Source organism: Niallia sp. 01092, assembly GCF_052318935.1.
In the GTDB taxonomy this organism is placed as follows: domain Bacteria; phylum Bacillota; class Bacilli; order Bacillales; family Cytobacillaceae; genus Niallia.
Genome location: NZ_JBQRKO010000015.1, coordinates 14,177 through 29,871, shown reverse-complemented (window position 1 = coordinate 29,871; position 15,695 = coordinate 14,177). Strand labels below are relative to the sequence as shown.

Below are 15,695 nucleotides of genomic sequence, written 5' to 3'. Positions count from 1 at the left end.
GCTCGGCGCTCGCTAAACGGACGAAGTGTATTCAGCCTGCGAGTTTAAAAGCAAAAATCTTTACGAAAACAGCATAATAAAAAAACGTCCATCATAATCTGGACGTTTTGATTATTTCACTTCATAATTTTGTAAAAGTTCGATTTCTTCATCAGTTAGTTCCCGATATTCTCCAAGTTCTAATGTCTCATCAAGCGTTAACGGGCCCATCGAAATTCTTTTTAAATACATCACTTTTTTGCCGACACTTTCAAACATTCGTTTTACTTGATGAAACTTTCCTTCTGATATTGTTAATTCGATATCTGATGTTTCACCAGATTTTAAAATCGTTAATTGTCCAGGCTTTGTCACATACCCATCATCTAATACCACCCCGTTTTTAAAGGCGATTATATCTTCTTCTGTGACTTCTCCTTTGATTACGGCAAAATACGTTTTCGGAACATGCTTTTTCGGCGACAAAAGACGGTGGGAAAGCTTCCCATCATTTGTAATAAGCAGCAGCCCTTCTGTATCCTTGTCTAATCTCCCTACCGGAAATGGATTATACACAGAATCTTCAATTTGCAATAAATCAATTACTGTTTCTTCTCTTGTGTCTTCCGTTGCTGAAATAAAACCAGGTGGCTTATTCATCATTAAATAAATAAATTCTTTATATTCAACAATATCGCCATAAAGTGTGACAACATCTTTAAATGGATCCACCTGCTGCTTAGCATCCTTTACAAGGACATCATTTATTTTTACTACTTTGTTTTTTAAAAGCATTTTTACTTCTTTTCTACTGCCGTAGCCAAGATTAGCCAGCATTTTATCAATTCTCATTTTTTCACAACCTAAACTGAAATTATATAATGCCCTCTTAAAAAGGAAGACGTAATTTTTGTTTTATCCGTTTTGCTCTATCGCCAAACAAAATATAGATTAATTTTGTCCGGTATGCTAAATAAGCATACGTAACGCCTCCTACAATACCTACCATTATAACTAAAAGCAATGACGCAACAAGAGAGTTTACAGATAAAAACAAATTTAATAGTTGATAAACCAATTCTGCACTTATAAACATAATAAAATTAAATGCCATAATAAGGACACTTCTTCTAAAAACTAGTTTAAAGGAAAAATTGGCATATACTTTAATAACCACTAAATTAATAACAATAGAAACAGTATAGCCTAATGCAGTCGCTAAAATCGCCCCCATCGTTTCCCATTTCTCAATAAGTGGTATATTTAAGCTTAACTTCACCAATATCCCTACTAATAAACTAAGAATCGTATAACGCTGCTCATTAATTCCTTGCAGAATGGCAGCCGTTACTGAATAAAGAGAAAATAAAATAGCAACTGGTGCATACATTCTTAAAACTTCTGTACCTAATTGTAAATCTGCAGTTGCTCCATAAAACAGCCTATATACTGGCTCTGCTAATATAGATAATCCAATGGTTGCCGGAAGGGTGATAAATAATAACACCTGAAATGTTTGATTTAAGTGATAGTTTACATTTTGTTGATCTTGATTCACAAAAGCTTTTGTGATCATTGGCACTAAAGCTAATGAGAAAGCAGTTGCCAACGAAACAGGAATAATGACAATTTTATGTGTTTGATAGTTAAAAATAGATAATGCCGTTTCCGAAACAGTACTTAAACCGATATTAGCCATAGCCCTATTAAAGGTAACAGTATCAATGAGCTGGAAAATTGGATTGGCAATACCTACAAAAACAAAAGGTGCAGCAGATATTAGAATTTCTTTATACATAGAATTTAAAGAAATATGCGACATCTCACTTTTATCTTCTAATAATAATTTATTTAAGTTACCTTTTCTTTTTTTCCAATACCATAAGAGGACGACCAATCCCCCGATGGCACCTATAAAAGCGGCAAATGTAGCTATACTAACAGCCGTTATTAATTTTCCTTTTAGCACATAAATGACAAGTGCTGCTCCACCAAGTAAAAATAAGATCCTGACAACTTGTTCAACAACCTGTGAAACAGCTGAAGGGCCCATAGATTCATGACCTTGAAAAAACCCTCTGATTAAACTCATTATTGGTACAACAATGAGGGCGAAACTGACTGCCCGAATTACTGTCGTAACATCCTTCACAGACGAAGTTAAATCCTCAGCAGGGATAATGATTTCTGCAAGAAATGGTGCTATTAAATAAAGCACTAGAAAAGAAACAAATCCAGTACATGCCATTACAAGCAAACCTGATTTAAACAAACGCCTGCCTACTCCGTATTCTCCTAATGCATTATATTTAGAAATAAACTTGCTGACTGCAAGGGGAATTCCAGCTGTTGCAATACTAATAACAATTGTATACGCTACATAAGAGTACTGATACAGAATCGTGCCTTGCGTTCCAACGATCATATTAAACGGAATAACATAGAATAATCCTAACACTTTTGATATAATCGTTCCTAATGTTAATATAAATGTACCTCTTAACAGTTTTGATGACATAAAATCCCTTCCTTAAATGGATCTAAGGTAAAACTTTAAATAATAGTAAGTATTTTTCTATATTTAGTTCATATGTAAATTTTAAAAAATTCTCTGACATAACAAAAAATTTTACCATGAAAATATCATTATACAAACAATAAATTAAGAAAATTTCATGAACATTTTTAGACACACTTATATTAGTGTACCCTTTCTTCATAAGAAACGCTACTTAGTACATTAGAAAATCATAAAAAAGAGAGTTGAATTTTGCATGCATTATGATGTAATTGTAATCGGTGGAGGACCATCTGGACTGATGGCAGCTATTGGGGCAGCCGAAAATAAAGCGAAAGTATTATTAATTGATAAAGGAGATAAACTAGGCAGAAAACTTGCTATTTCCGGCGGAGGAAGATGTAATGTAACGAATCGCTTGCCTGTAGAAGAGATTATTAAACATATCCCTGGAAATGGCCGGTTTCTATATAGCGGATTTTCGATTTTTAATAATGAAGATATCATTGCTTTTTTTGAAAATCTTGGCATTGCGCTTAAAGAAGAGGATCACGGCAGAATGTTTCCTGTCTCCAACAAAGCACAATCAGTTGTAGATGCGTTAATAAAGGAGCTGGATCGCCTAAAGGTGACAAGAAAAATAAATACACCTGTTAAAACGATACAATACAACGAAGATAGTAGTAAAACAGTCGTATTAACAAATGGAAAAACAGAATCTTGTACTTCCTTAATCATTGCAGTTGGCGGAAAGTCTGTTCCCCATACTGGTTCAACAGGTGATGGCTATGCTTGGGCGAAAAAGGCCGGACATACGATAACAGAATTATTCCCAACGGAAGTTCCAGTAACTTCCAAAGAACCATTTATTAAAGACAAGGTTCTCCAAGGTTTATCCTTAAAAAATGTTGCATTAAGTGTATTAAATCCAAAAGGAAAACCGCTGATTACGCATCAAATGGATATGATTTTCACTCATTTTGGCATAAGTGGCCCAGCGGTGCTGCGCTGTAGTCAATTTGTCGTAAAAGCATTAAAAAAGTGGAATTTATCAGAAGCAACGGTGTCTATTGATTCCTTTCCCACTATTAAAGAAGACAAGCTTCTCGAAGATATTAAGCAGATGATAAAAAAAGATGCAAAAAAAGCTATAAAAAATACATTAAAAGGCTTTTTAGTAGAACGCTATTTATTGTTTTTGCTGGAGCTAGCACAAATTGATCCAGCCGCACAAGGAGCTACTATTTCTTTAGAAAAATTAAAACAATTTGCTGGCTATTGTAAATCCTTTTCATTTAAAGTTAATGGTACATTGCCGCTGGAAAAAGCATTTGTTACTGGCGGCGGTGTATCCATTAAGGAAATCTTTCCGAAAACAATGGAATCAAAGCTAATGGAAGGCCTGTATTTTTGTGGAGAAATATTAGATATTCATGGCTATACAGGTGGATACAATATTACTTCTGCCTTTGTAACAGGACGACTAGCTGGTGTTAATGCAGCTTTATTTGCTAAACAAATACAGGTGGATTGAAAAGCGTAAGCGCCAGAGCTAGACACCCGTCTACATTCAAAAATCTTATGCTTATCTTTTAACAAAAAAGCTAAACATTCTTTTATCTTTTCAAAACGATAAAAGAATGTTTAGCCTCACTTAGCTCCTATAAATAATCATCGAAGAAAAACAATAAATTTGTTCGTCTTCTTCTTCCGGCATAGCTGCCACATTATATTTAATATCAATAAGTTTCTTTTCCTCTATCTTTTCTAAAAACTTATTCATTTCCAGCTCTAAATCTTTTTCATGCTCTTGATCAAATAATTTCACTTTTATCATTGTTTATCCTGCTCCCTTTGAGAAAATAACCGCTTTCTATTATCATCATAGACAAAATAAACAATATTCATCCATTCTACTTTTAATCTAAGTATCTTTTGGCTCCCCTGAAAATAAGCTCTGTTAAAAGGGGGTTTCCGAAGCTTATCGCTCGCTTTCCGCGGGGCGAGCGCCGAGCCTCCTCGTCACTTTGCTCCTGCGGGGTCTCGCCTTTCTCGCAAATCCCGCAGGAGTCGAGCAAACGCTTCTCCAAACCAACATCATTCTTAGCCCTAACTCCTTCTATCTTCACGCTGAATGAAAAGGAAAATATGTTTAAACAGCAAAATCATTTTGCTTCTGACTACAAAAAAAGCCCTCCCACTATTTATAAACCATGGAAGAGCTTCCCCTACTAAATAGTACTTCCTTTCCAATCAAGCATGCCACCAAGCATGTTTACAACATGATAGCCTTGATCCTGCAGGTAATAGCATACATTTTCGCTTCTTACGCCAGATCGGCAAATAAAAACATACTCTTTCTCTTTAGAAAAATACTCTAAATTCGCTGGGATGTCATTCATTCTAATATGTTTTGCACCTGGAATCATTCCTTCTGCCACTTCCTGATCTTCCCGCACGTCTACTAACTCCACTTTTTCCCCATTTTTCAATTTTTTCTCTAATTCATCTGTTGTTATTTCTTTTATCTCCATCTTTTTTCCCTCCATCTATTTGCAAAAATAAATTTCATTTTCACTATGCATATACTTATTTCTCTTTGTAATATAGAATAAACCATTAGAAGATGCAAATCGTATGATTGATTTCTACATAACAACAAAAAAAGGTTCAACAATGGATTTTTTCACCATGCTGAACCTTTTCTACAAAAGAACTTCTTAATTAGCTACTATATTTACTAATTTACCTGGAACGGCAATTACTTTTCTAACCGTTTTGCCGTCAATTTGTTCTTTTACTTGAACATCATCCATTGCAATTTGTTCTAAAGCTTCTTTATTTGCATCTGCAGGAACCATTAGCTTCGCTTTCACTTTTCCATTAATTTGCACAACGATTTCCACTTCATCATCTACTAATTTTGCTTCATCATATGCTGGCCAAGCTTCATAAGCAATAGTAGAAGATTGTCCTGTTAGCTTCTCCCAAAGTTCTTCAGCAATATGTGGACAAATTGGTGAAAGTAATTTTACAAAACCTTCTACATATGCTTTCGGCAATGTATCTGCTTTATAGCACTCATTAATAAATACCATTAGTTGAGAAATGGCTGTATTAAAACGAAGACCTTCAATATCATCTGTCACTTTTTTAACCGTTTGATGATATAGTTTTTCCAATGCTTTTTCTCCTTCCGCATTTGCAATTTTAGCAGAAAGTGCACCATTATCCTCTACAATTAAACGCCAAATGCGGTCAAGGAAACGTCTTGCACCATCAAGTCCTTTTGTCGACCAGGCAATTGATGCGTCAAGTGGTCCCATAAACATCTCATACAAACGTAAAGTATCAGCACCATGTGTTTCCACAATTTCATCTGGGTTTACAACATTTCCTTTTGATTTACTCATTTTTTCATTATTTTCCCCTAAAATCATTCCTTGGTTAAATAATTTTTGGAATGGTTCTTTTGTTGGGACGATTCCTATATCATAAAGGAATTTATGCCAGAAACGAGCATAAAGCAAATGTAATACCGCATGCTCTGCGCCTCCGATATAAATATCTACAGGTAGCCATTCTTTAATTTTTTCAGGATCTGCTAGTTTTTCGCTATTTTTTGGATCAATATAACGTAGATAGTACCAGCAGCTTCCCGCCCATTGTGGCATTGTATTTGTTTCACGACGCCCTTTTTTCCCTGTTTCAGGATCTACAACATTTACCCATTCTGCAATGTTGGCAAGTGGAGATTCCCCTGTTCCAGAAGGCTTAATTTCTGTAGTTTTTGGAAGAGTCAACGGCAATTGTTCAACTGGAACACCTGTCATTGTGCCATCTTCCCAGTGAATAATCGGAATTGGCTCACCCCAGTAGCGTTGACGGCTAAATAACCAGTCGCGCAATCTGTACGTAACTTTTTTCGCTCCTATTCCTTTTTCTTCCAACCAAGGAATCATTTTTGCAATCGCTTCTTCTTTTTTAAGCCCGTTTAAGAAATCGGAGTTAACATGCTCTCCATCGCCAGTATAAACTTCTTTTCCTAAATCTCCTCCTGCGACTACTTCTTTGATTGGAAGATTAAATGTTTTTGCAAATTCATAGTCTCTCTCATCATGTCCAGGAACTGCCATAATGCTGCCAGTTCCGTAGCTGACTAGCACATAATCTGCAATCCAAATTGGCAGTTTTTCTCCATTTACTGGATTAATCGCATAGGCGCCAGTGAAAACACCTGTTTTTTCTTTTGCAAGATCCGTTCTTTCCAAATCACTTTTGCTTTTGACTTTATCTAAATAAGCTGCAACAGCGTCTTTTTGTTCACTTGTTGTAATTTTTTCTACAAGTGCATGCTCAGGTGCTAATACAGCATAGGTTGCACCAAAAAGTGTATCCGGTCTTGTTGTAAACACAGTAAATGTTTCTTCATGATTGTCGATTTGGAATGTTACTTCTGCACCTTCAGAACGACCAATCCAGTTTCTTTGCATTTCTTTAATGCTTTCTGGCCAGTCTACATCCTTTAAATCGTCAATTAAACGATCAGCATACGCTGTAATTTTTAACATCCATTGTTTCATTGGACGTCTTTCAACAGGATGTCCTCCACGTTCACTTTTCCCATCAATAATTTCTTCATTTGCAAGCACTGTTCCTAGTGCAGGACACCAGTTCACCGCAACTTCATCTACATAAGCAAGTCCTTTTTCAAATAACTGTAAAAAGATCCATTGTGTCCATTTATAGTATTCAGGATCTGTTGTATTAATTTCACGATCCCAATCATAAGAGAATCCTAATGATTTAATTTGACGTCTAAATGTGTCTATATTTTTTTGAGTGAAAACCGCTGGATCATTCCCAGTGTCTAATGCATATTGTTCTGCCGGCAAGCCAAATGCGTCCCACCCCATTGGATGCAGTACATTAAAATCTTGCATTCTTTTCATACGGGACAGAATATCTGTTGCCGTGTAGCCTTCTGGATGCCCTACATGCAAACCAGCTCCTGACGGATACGGAAACATATCAAGTGCATAAAACTTTTTTTTGCCTTTTTCTTCACTTGTTTTATTCGTTTTATTTTCTTCCCAATGATTTTGCCATTTCTTCTCTATCTGTTGATGATTAAAGCTCATCTTTTTTCCTCCTACTGTAAAAATATCTTTATGTTAATTTACAAATAAAAAACCTCTCATCCCAAATAGGGACGAGAGGTATTATGTATGTTCTCCCGCGGTACCACCCACATTAGTGAAAAATCCACTCGCTTCATTAACCCTTAACGCGGTGGACGGCAAGCATTACTGCTAGTTCACACTTGCAACTCAAAGGCGAGTTCAAGATGTTTTTTGGCATGACTTTCACCAACCGTCAGCTCTCTATTGCAAAAAATCATCTTTACTATTCCTTCTCGATGTTTTTCCCTATATCTTTTACTTATTGTATTGTATTTCTTGTAAGGATGCAAGTAGGCTAACAGAATATATATTACGGCTAAAAAAGTGCTGAATTCCTAAAAAGGTACTTTAATATATGCTTACTTGACCATTATGTACCTTTATCTGAAAAAGAAATATTTTCCCCTATTTATTCTTGCTGAAATGATCAACAACCCATTGCAATAGTTTTAAATCTTGATTTTTTCCTGCTATAAAGGATAATCCTACTGGCGCCCCGTCTACCTCAGCAACTGGAACATTCACTTGCGGCAACCCTGACAAGCCTGCGATACAACATAATTGTAATGTTTGGCTGCGGCGAACCTCTAAAGCTTCATTTGGTAAATTTAATAATGGGGCTACATCAGGTGCTGTTGGAATCACTAGTATGCCATCTTCTTGTAATAGCTGCTCCATATCGCTTCTAATTTTCTTTCTTTTTGGAAGACATGCTTCCACTTCACTTGTTGTGACATTGCTTGCCATTTCAAAACGTTCAGCAATTCCTGGTCCAAATGTGGGATTTTCTTTTTTAATCCATTCTCCATGCTCTGTCCAAATTTCATTCGCTTGAAGGATACGGAATACTTCTTTCCATTCTTGCAGCCCTTCTTCTGCAACGATCACAGGCTCGGGATTATCGATAACCTTTTGCAGATGAGCTTCTAACACTGTTTTCACCTTTTCATCTGTTAACTCCCAAGCATCCTTTGCTTGCAAAAAACGAGTAAAAGGCTTTTGCTCTTCTTCCTTTTGATCGATTAATACTTTCCCTACTTTGAGAAGAACTTCCGCTTCTCTTGCCATCCAGCCAACTGTATCGAAGCTTTTTGCAAGCGGAATTACACCTTCAATTGGAACTAGTCCATGTGAAGGACGAATGCCAAATAATCCGCAATAAGACGATGGAATTCGAATGGAACCGCCTGTATCTGTACCAATAGAAAAATCGGATAATTCAGCTGCAACCGTAACAGCAGAGCCGCATGAAGATCCGCCTGGAATTCTTCGAGGATCCTTTGGATTTACTGGCGTTCCATAATGAAAGTTTTCCCCATTTAAACTATACATGATTTCGTCTGTTATCGTTGTCCCTTCTAGAATTGCCCCTTCTTGCAATAAACGATTAAGAGCTGGTGCCGTTTTTTTGGCTGCTTTATGTGTTTTCAGCCAATCCGGATTTCCAGCTGAAGCGATATGTCCTTCAATCTCAAAAACGTCCTTTACGGCAAAACGCATATTATGTAATTCTCCGTCACCTAATCCCTTGATTGTTAAATCTTTATCCATGTATGCACCATAATTATTTGTCATCTTACAATTCCCCCATTGTTGTACCGTCTTTTTCATTCTTTTTGTTACGAGAGGTGATCGACTACATTATAATCTTTAATTGTCCATTTATTATCATTATAATGAATATTACTGATACAAGCATTCATTAAATACGTATTTTCTAATGTAATTTGATTTTCTGATAAGGTGTTTAGAATCGTATGGATCACTGCACCATGCGCTACTAATAACACATTTTTATTCGGATAATCTAATACAACCTTTTGAAGACCTTTTAAAATTCGATCAATTAAATCTTCTCGAGATTCCTGGTTAGGATATTGTAAATCAGGGTATAACTTTTCTCTTTCTTCTCTTGTTTTCCCTTCCGCTTCACCAAAGCTTCTTTCCATAAACTGCTCCATTTCTACAAGTGGCAAGTTTAAAGCTTCATTAATGATGGTTGCTGTTTTTTTCGCCCGTATTAATGGACTAGTCACCATAACATTCCAATTAGATCCTTTTAAGTGATCCCGGCAATTTTCAGCTTGTTTTATTCCTTTTTCATTTAAGGGAATATCCGTTTTCCCTTGAATCTTCCCTAAAGAATTCCAGTCCGTTTCTCCGTGTCGGATTAAACATATATTCGTCATGACTCGTTTCCTTCCTAAATAGGTAGTTCAAAAACATTTTATCCTATTTATTAATTTAGTCGAAAAAGTCTTATTTTTCAATTAAATTTAATAAAGAAACAAAGTATTCTCAAATGTTTTGCATCGTTAAACTTGATATTCTATGTAAGAAATTTTATTATAATGGAGGTTTTTTAAAAAGATAAAGAAAGAAGGTATTTTGTATGCATTGGCTGTTCTTGTGTCTCGCTATACTTTTTGAAGTGGCTGGAACTGTTACGATGAAGCTTTCTTATGGGTTTACAAAGATTCTTCCTAGCATTTTATTTATTATTTTTTATCTTGCGGCATTTGGTTTTCTTACCTTAACATTAAAATCAATGGATATTTCAATTGCATACGCTATTTGGTCTGGCCTTGGAATTGTACTTTTAAGCGTTATTGGTTTTTATTTTTTTCAAGAGAACTTGAATCCACTTAAAGTTTTTTCCATCGTTCTTATTATTGTAGGAGTAATTTTACTTAATTTATCCAGCAATCATGGTTCGAGTAAACAACTAGATGAAAAGCAAGCGTATTCCAAATCTAACTATTAAATACTTCCCCATCTTATAGGATGGGGAAGTATTTTGTTTAAAAAGTCTACTTTGACTGTTCCGGCTCTGGTCTGAATTTAGATTTCACAGGTTGTCCTCCTGTTTTTTCGTATTGCTTTTTTGACAATTTGACCTGATCAAACTCTGCACCCAGTTCTAAGTCTTGGTTATTGATGCCATTGCGCGTTTTTTGTTCTGGGTTATTTTGTTTCGAACGTTTTGTCATTATTATAATTCCCCCTTAATGCATTTCTATCGTCATTGCAGCCTGCAATTGCTCTAGCTGTATTCTCATTCTATTCAGCTGTTCCCGCTGCTGCGGATTTGCACTGTGCGCCATCACAATTAAGTCATTCGTAACTTCTTCTAATTTTAATTGTGATTCGGTGAATTCATCCTTGTTATAATGTTCTTGCAGACTTCCTATTTTACATTGCTCTTGTGCATCATGTATGACCTCATTGCATCTTTGCAGAAGTTCCTCTACTGATTGTCGAGTTGCCATTTTATTAACCTCCCCAAATATCACCATTAGAAGCATAAAGCTTCTTTTTTATTATTCGTTTGTTCTACTATCTTATAACTTCCTTTTCTTAACTTTAACGTCTTTTAGCTACTCATTAGAAAATCTGGTTGGAAGATGCTCGTATCTCATGATAAAATTTTTGTTATGGAAAAAATTAAACTTCATCTAAGGAGGTTACTGATATGAATCAGCTTAACCCTTTCCCATATGCATCAGATAATAAACGCTACCATACTTGGAATTACCATTTACGAAATGAATTTGGTCATAAAGTTTTTAAAATTGCGCTGGATGGCGGTTTTGATTGCCCAAATAGAGACGGCACTGTTGCTCACGGCGGCTGTACGTTCTGCAGTGCTGCTGGTTCTGGTGATTTTGCCGGAAATCGGGTCGACAGTTTAGAAAAACAATTTCATGATATAAAAAATAAAATGCATACAAAATGGAAAGATGGAAAATACATGGCTTATTTTCAAGCCTTTACGAATACGCATGCTCCTGTTCATGAACTGCGTGAAAAATATGAAACAGTGCTGAAGCAAGACAATGTCGTTGGCCTTTCTATTGCTACAAGACCTGACTGCCTCCCAGATGACGTCGTTGAATATTTGGCTGAACTGAATGAACGCACCTACTTATGGGTTGAATTAGGATTGCAAACAGCCCATGATAAAACAGGCGATTTCATTAATCGTGCCCATGACTTTGCCTGCTATGTTGAAGGTGTTAATAAATTAAGAAAACATAATATCCGGATATGCTCCCATATCATTAATGGCCTGCCATTAGAAACAAATGACATGATGATGGAGACTGCTCGTGCGGTTAGTCAGTTGGACGTTCAAGGAATCAAAATTCATTTGCTTCATTTATTAAAAGGGACACCAATGGTGAAACAATATGAAAAAGGCATGCTGAAGTTTCTTGAATTTGAGGCATATGTATCATTAGTATGTGATCAATTAGAAATTTTACCACCTGAAATGATCATTCATCGTATCACCGGAGATGGACCGATTGAATTAATGATTGGTCCAATGTGGAGTGTAAATAAATGGGAAGTACTAAATAGCATTGATGCAGAGTTAAAGCGACGAAACAGCTGGCAAGGAAAATACTACAAAACAAACAAGAAGGTATCTATATGAAGTTAGAAAGAATCCTCCCATTTGCTCGATCCTTATTGGAGAAAAGCATCACAACGGGCGATATTGCTGTTGATGCTACGATGGGAAATGGCCACGACACATTATTTTTAGCAAAGCTTGTTGGCGAAACAGGAAAAGTGTTCAGTTTTGATATTCAACAAGATGCACTAGCCGCAACGGAAAAAAGATTAACAGAAAACAACTTAAATGAAGTTGCGACCCTTTCATTATGTGGGCATGAACAACTAAAAACAATTATTCCAGCAATCCATCACGGAAAAGTAACCGCTGCGATTTTTAATCTTGGTTATTTGCCAGGAGGAGATAAATCGATTGTAACAACAGCCAACAACACAATTTCTGCAATCGAACATTTGCTGGATATAATGGCACCTGAAGGCATTATTATATTGGTCATTTATCATGGCCACCCAGAAGGTCAGCTGGAAAGGGATGAGCTTTTATCCTATGTAGAAACAATCGACCAGCAAACTGCCCATGTCTTGCAGTATCGGTTTATGAATCAAGTGAACAATCCTCCGTTTATAATTGCTATAGAAAAAAGGTAACAATACAAAAGGTGTTTTCCTATTTAGATTTAGGCAACACCTTTTTCTATAGTTCCACTTTTTAATGGAATTTCTATCCGAACAATTCTCTCGTTCATGCATAGCAAACAAATATTCAAATGCAGAATAATTATTTCACCTTTTCCCAATCTTTCACAACTGGTTGATAGCCGCTTTTTTTTAATAATTTTTTTATTTCTTCTACAGAACGGTCATCTGAAATCTCAAATTGACTTTTTCTCGAATCTTTTTTTGTATATCCACCTACTACCGTTGAGGAAGCTGCTGACATTTTTGTTACACCTAATGGTATTAAGTAATTGCGAAGTTCTGAAGTTTCACGTGTAGACAACGCAATACCTGCTCGAGGCAAAAATAATCGCATAGCAAGCATTGCTTGAACCAGGTTTTTATCTGTGACGATATCATTCGGTTGATAATCTCCTGCATGCGGCCGCATTCTTGGAAAAGAAACTCCCACTTCGGTTTCTAAATAGTTATTTTGTAAATAGTTTGCATGCAATCCAGTCATATACGTTTCAAATCTCCAATCATGCAGGCCGAGCAGTGCACCAATATTTACATTTCGAAAACCAGCCATTGCTCCTCTTTCTGGTGTATCTAAGCGGTAACGAAAATTTCTTTTTGGCCCTTTTAAATGAAGCTCTCGATAAATTTCTTCTTGATACACTTCTTGGTACACGGTTAAACTATCTATGCCGCAATCCGCTAATTCCTGATAATCTTTCGTTTCAAGAGGTTGAATTTCTATCCCTATAGAAGAGAAATATTTTTTTAACACGTTTACACTTTCTTTTAAATACGAAACAGAAGAATGAATTAGCGATTCTCCCGTTAAAAGAATAATATGTTTAATCCCCATATCAGCAATCGCTTTCGCTTCTTTTTCCACCTCTTCTAGTGTTAATTTACGTCGCGGAAAATCATTATTAAAGCTAAAGCTGCAATACTTACATGTATTTACACAATAATCAGATATATATAACGGGAGAAATAGCTGCATCGTTTTGCCAAAATGCTGAACAGTCAATTGATGAGCTTTTTGTGCCATCCTTTCTATATATTTTTCCGCTGCAGGTGAAAGTAATAAAAAGAAGTCTTTTTCTGTTAAACAATCTTTTTTTAAAACACGCTCCACTTCAGCTGATGTAACGTTTGTAAACAACTGTGAATAAGGTAAATCCTTTACTTTTGTAAAAACATCATAAAAGCTCATTTTAATACACTCCTATCCCATTTTTTTAAATTAAAGGCTCTGTTAAACTTGCCTGTTGATTTCCGTTCTAGGCGTTCGCTTTCCGCAGGCGGTCCGGGAGCCTCCTCGGCGCTTTACGCCTGTGGGCCTCTGACTCGCTTTTCCCGCAGGAGTCTCACAATCAACATCGTGCCAAAATCAACAATGAGCTTTAACATAGCCAAATTAAAAAATGCCCGCCTGCATGTGCATAGGTGAGCATAGATAAATAGAGTCATTCTTTTCATCTAATGCTTCCCTACGTTGGTTTTAACCAAATCAGGTTCAAAGGGTCGGTTTTCTACCTCTCAGCCAATCAGCACCCCTAGCATTTTTGTTAAATTATATTTCAATTATATCAAATAAACAGAATTTTTGTAATTTTTAAACGAAAAAAATACAAAAAAGAACAAAAGCGCAAGCGCCTTGAACAGCTCTGAAGAAAAATGTTCACATGACTCAAAAAGTGCTTTTTACTTTTAGAGGCATGGGGTTATTTTTCACAAGAGCTAGGCGCTGGAGCTAGATGCGGACACAACCGCCGAGTTATCCACATCCCATTTCGTTTATAATTTCCTAGACGAAAATAAATGAACCTTCCATTTGAGGATGAGAAAATCCTCAAATGGAAGGTTCACTTTATAAAAGTTTTACTTTATCATCGCTTTCACTATACTTGCAGGAACTATTTTCTGGAACTTCCGATAGGCTCTTCCATTTAAATAAAAAAAGTAACCGATTGGGCCAGATGTTTTAATTATTTCTTTTGCCAGTTTTCGGATATTCTGTTGTTTATTGACTTTTTCATCTGATAAATAAACGCCTAATAAGCCTCTGTTTATTAATTTATGAAACTGCTGATGAGGCAGTGTGTTTGTGTGTTTATCTGCTTCGGCAACAAAATATTTTAATCGACTAAATAGTTCTTTTTCATCTTTATAATAAAAACAAAAGTTTAAATCTCCACCAATTCTATCTTCTTCTTGGTCGATAAAATAATCTAATAATATATGTAAACCTTGAATATATGGAAAATAGCCATCACGAATAGATAATGCATAAGCTGGTTCAAAATCTTTTCGGTACGCATAGGAAACTAAACAAAATATTCCTAAAGTAGACCCAGAGCAAGCCGAGAATTCATACCATTCCATTTCAGGGATTAGATGCTTATTTCGCTCAAACCAAGACCGTAATCTAGGAATTCTTTCTTCCACGATAACATGCTTATGAATTTGCAGATCACAATAGTAGCCGCAAAGCTCTAGTAAATGGTCCTTTATATGTATATAATTATCAAGCTTCGATAGAGCGTCGCGACATGTTTTTGCTAAATCATATAAATATCCGCCATCATCTTGATCTTCTCTCAAACGATAATAGTTATTAGGATTTGCATCCAATGTTAACGCATGCCTCATCGATTCATGCAGCGCGGAGAAGTCTTCCGGATCTAACGATGTACTGCGGTCACATAAATTGTCTAAATAATCACTGATTGTCTGATAGGCAACAATAAATTTTATCGCATCTTTATAGTTTTCCTTTGCAATAAGTGCCATAATCGATCCGCCTTCACAATGAAAGGTCTTTTGTTCAATACTTGCTAAAGCTTGTTTTCGAAGCTCTATGTTTGGTATTGAGCTTGCTCTATCAGTCCAGTATTTTAACTCTTTATGGACGACAGGAAACACTTTCAAATATACTTTTGACAGTAAAGATAGTGGCATAATTGGTACTGACATATAAAAAA

15 protein-coding genes, 1 riboswitch and 1 other annotated feature are annotated in these 15,695 nt (G+C 36.0%); of the genes, 4 read left to right on the top strand and 11 right to left on the bottom strand.

All coding sequences use genetic code 11. The annotated features are described in order from the left end of the window. Positions 1-111: 111 nt before the first annotated feature. Entirely contained in the window at positions 112-831 is a 720-nt protein-coding gene (locus ACTXGU_RS14740) for a pseudouridine synthase (RefSeq protein ID WP_443482287.1), read from the bottom strand. A 37-nt stretch (positions 832-868) separates the two neighbouring features. Beyond that, positions 869-2,497 (bottom strand): putative polysaccharide biosynthesis protein, encoded by a 1,629-nt coding sequence (locus ACTXGU_RS14735; RefSeq protein ID WP_443482286.1) that lies wholly within the window; start codon positions 2,495-2,497, stop codon positions 869-871. Positions 2,498-2,753: 256 nt separating this feature from the next. On the opposite strand from ACTXGU_RS14735, the gene ACTXGU_RS14730 reads away from it, so the two are divergent. Continuing rightward, entirely contained in the window at positions 2,754-4,031 is a 1,278-nt protein-coding gene (locus tag ACTXGU_RS14730) for an NAD(P)/FAD-dependent oxidoreductase (RefSeq protein WP_443482285.1), read from the top strand. A 120-nt stretch (positions 4,032-4,151) separates the two neighbouring features. Here ACTXGU_RS14730 and ACTXGU_RS14725 read toward each other — a convergent pair whose 3' ends face one another. The 5 genes from ACTXGU_RS14725 to ACTXGU_RS14705 all read right to left on the bottom strand — a co-directional run bounded on the left by ACTXGU_RS14725 (position 4,152) and on the right by ACTXGU_RS14705 (position 9,869). Then, on the bottom strand, positions 4,152-4,334 hold the full coding sequence (locus tag ACTXGU_RS14725) for a sporulation protein Cse60 (protein WP_443482284.1): 183 nt from the start codon (positions 4,332-4,334) through the stop codon (positions 4,152-4,154). Between the two features lie 394 nt (positions 4,335-4,728). Beyond that, on the bottom strand, positions 4,729-5,031 hold the full coding sequence (locus ACTXGU_RS14720; protein ID WP_443482283.1) for a rhodanese-like domain-containing protein: 303 nt from the start codon (positions 5,029-5,031) through the stop codon (positions 4,729-4,731). Between the two features lie 186 nt (positions 5,032-5,217). Further along, positions 5,218-7,638, bottom strand: a complete 2,421-nt coding sequence (gene leuS, locus ACTXGU_RS14715) for a leucine--tRNA ligase (protein WP_443482282.1) — start codon at positions 7,636-7,638, stop codon at positions 5,218-5,220. A gap of 64 nt (positions 7,639-7,702) precedes the next feature. After that, positions 7,703-7,926, bottom strand: a binding site (T-box leader). Between the two features lie 159 nt (positions 7,927-8,085). After that, positions 8,086-9,255, bottom strand: a complete 1,170-nt coding sequence (locus ACTXGU_RS14710) for an amidase (RefSeq protein ID WP_443482281.1) — start codon at positions 9,253-9,255, stop codon at positions 8,086-8,088. A gap of 44 nt (positions 9,256-9,299) precedes the next feature. After that, positions 9,300-9,869: a histidine phosphatase family protein gene (locus tag ACTXGU_RS14705; RefSeq protein ID WP_443482280.1), complete on the bottom strand. Its 570-nt coding sequence runs from the start codon at positions 9,867-9,869 to the stop codon at positions 9,300-9,302. A gap of 203 nt (positions 9,870-10,072) precedes the next feature. Here ACTXGU_RS14705 and ACTXGU_RS14700 point away from each other — a divergent pair, with 203 nt between their 5' ends. Next, on the top strand, positions 10,073-10,444 hold the full coding sequence (locus ACTXGU_RS14700) for a DMT family transporter (RefSeq protein ID WP_443482279.1): 372 nt from the start codon (positions 10,073-10,075) through the stop codon (positions 10,442-10,444). Positions 10,445-10,490: 46 nt separating this feature from the next. Here ACTXGU_RS14700 and ACTXGU_RS14695 read toward each other — a convergent pair whose 3' ends face one another. Both ACTXGU_RS14695 and ACTXGU_RS14690 read right to left on the bottom strand, forming a co-directional pair. Beyond that, positions 10,491-10,670 (bottom strand): glycogen biosynthesis protein GlgD, encoded by a 180-nt coding sequence (locus ACTXGU_RS14695; RefSeq protein ID WP_443482278.1) that lies wholly within the window; start codon positions 10,668-10,670, stop codon positions 10,491-10,493. 15 nt (positions 10,671-10,685) lie between these two features. Continuing rightward, positions 10,686-10,949: a YtzC family protein gene (locus ACTXGU_RS14690; RefSeq protein WP_443482277.1), complete on the bottom strand. Its 264-nt coding sequence runs from the start codon at positions 10,947-10,949 to the stop codon at positions 10,686-10,688. A gap of 203 nt (positions 10,950-11,152) precedes the next feature. Here ACTXGU_RS14690 and ACTXGU_RS14685 point away from each other — a divergent pair, with 203 nt between their 5' ends. Together ACTXGU_RS14685 and ACTXGU_RS14680 are read left to right on the top strand one after the other, a co-directional pair. Next, the gene (locus ACTXGU_RS14685; protein ID WP_443482276.1) at positions 11,153-12,118 is read left to right on the top strand and encodes a TIGR01212 family radical SAM protein; all 966 of its coding nucleotides are present in this window, start codon (positions 11,153-11,155) and stop codon (positions 12,116-12,118) included. Beyond that, positions 12,115-12,687, top strand: a complete 573-nt coding sequence (locus tag ACTXGU_RS14680) for a class I SAM-dependent methyltransferase (protein WP_443482275.1) — start codon at positions 12,115-12,117, stop codon at positions 12,685-12,687. The genes ACTXGU_RS14685 and ACTXGU_RS14680 overlap by 4 nt, the downstream gene beginning before the upstream one ends. A gap of 130 nt (positions 12,688-12,817) precedes the next feature. Here the strand turns inward: ACTXGU_RS14680 and thiH are convergent, their stop codons facing one another. Both thiH and ACTXGU_RS14670 read right to left on the bottom strand, forming a co-directional pair. Beyond that, on the bottom strand, positions 12,818-13,924 hold the full coding sequence (thiH, locus tag ACTXGU_RS14675; protein ID WP_443482274.1) for a 2-iminoacetate synthase ThiH: 1,107 nt from the start codon (positions 13,922-13,924) through the stop codon (positions 12,818-12,820). A 257-nt stretch (positions 13,925-14,181) separates the two neighbouring features. Then, positions 14,182-14,279: riboswitch (TPP riboswitch) on the bottom strand. 313 nt (positions 14,280-14,592) lie between these two features. Then, positions 14,593-15,687 carry a tetraprenyl-beta-curcumene synthase family protein gene (locus ACTXGU_RS14670; protein WP_443482273.1) on the bottom strand — a complete coding sequence of 365 codons (1,095 nt, stop codon included), beginning with the start codon at positions 15,685-15,687 and terminating at the stop codon, positions 14,593-14,595. Between the last annotated feature and the right edge of the window lie 8 nt (positions 15,688-15,695).

Bases quoted from the DNA above. Each gene is read 5' to 3' on its own strand.
- ACTXGU_RS14740 (WP_443482287.1), bottom strand. From the start codon at position 831: ATGAGAATTGATAAAATGCTGGCTAATCTTGGCTACGGCAGTAGAAAA.
- ACTXGU_RS14735 (WP_443482286.1), bottom strand. From the start codon at position 2,497: ATGTCATCAAAACTGTTAAGAGGTACATTTATATTAACATTAGGAACG.
- ACTXGU_RS14730 (WP_443482285.1), top strand. From the start codon at position 2,754: ATGCATTATGATGTAATTGTAATCGGTGGAGGACCATCTGGACTGATG.
- ACTXGU_RS14725 (WP_443482284.1), bottom strand. From the start codon at position 4,334: ATGATAAAAGTGAAATTATTTGATCAAGAGCATGAAAAAGATTTAGAG.
- ACTXGU_RS14720 (WP_443482283.1), bottom strand. From the start codon at position 5,031: ATGGAGATAAAAGAAATAACAACAGATGAATTAGAGAAAAAATTGAAA.
- leuS (WP_443482282.1), bottom strand. From the start codon at position 7,638: ATGAGCTTTAATCATCAACAGATAGAGAAGAAATGGCAAAATCATTGG.
- ACTXGU_RS14710 (WP_443482281.1), bottom strand. From the start codon at position 9,255: ATGACAAATAATTATGGTGCATACATGGATAAAGATTTAACAATCAAG.
- ACTXGU_RS14705 (WP_443482280.1), bottom strand. From the start codon at position 9,869: ATGACGAATATATGTTTAATCCGACACGGAGAAACGGACTGGAATTCT.
- ACTXGU_RS14700 (WP_443482279.1), top strand. From the start codon at position 10,073: ATGCATTGGCTGTTCTTGTGTCTCGCTATACTTTTTGAAGTGGCTGGA.
- ACTXGU_RS14695 (WP_443482278.1), bottom strand. From the start codon at position 10,670: ATGACAAAACGTTCGAAACAAAATAACCCAGAACAAAAAACGCGCAAT.
- ACTXGU_RS14690 (WP_443482277.1), bottom strand. From the start codon at position 10,949: ATGGCAACTCGACAATCAGTAGAGGAACTTCTGCAAAGATGCAATGAG.
- ACTXGU_RS14685 (WP_443482276.1), top strand. From the start codon at position 11,153: ATGAATCAGCTTAACCCTTTCCCATATGCATCAGATAATAAACGCTAC.
- ACTXGU_RS14680 (WP_443482275.1), top strand. From the start codon at position 12,115: ATGAAGTTAGAAAGAATCCTCCCATTTGCTCGATCCTTATTGGAGAAA.
- thiH (WP_443482274.1), bottom strand. From the start codon at position 13,924: ATGAGCTTTTATGATGTTTTTACAAAAGTAAAGGATTTACCTTATTCA.
- ACTXGU_RS14670 (WP_443482273.1), bottom strand. From the start codon at position 15,687: ATGTCAGTACCAATTATGCCACTATCTTTACTGTCAAAAGTATATTTG.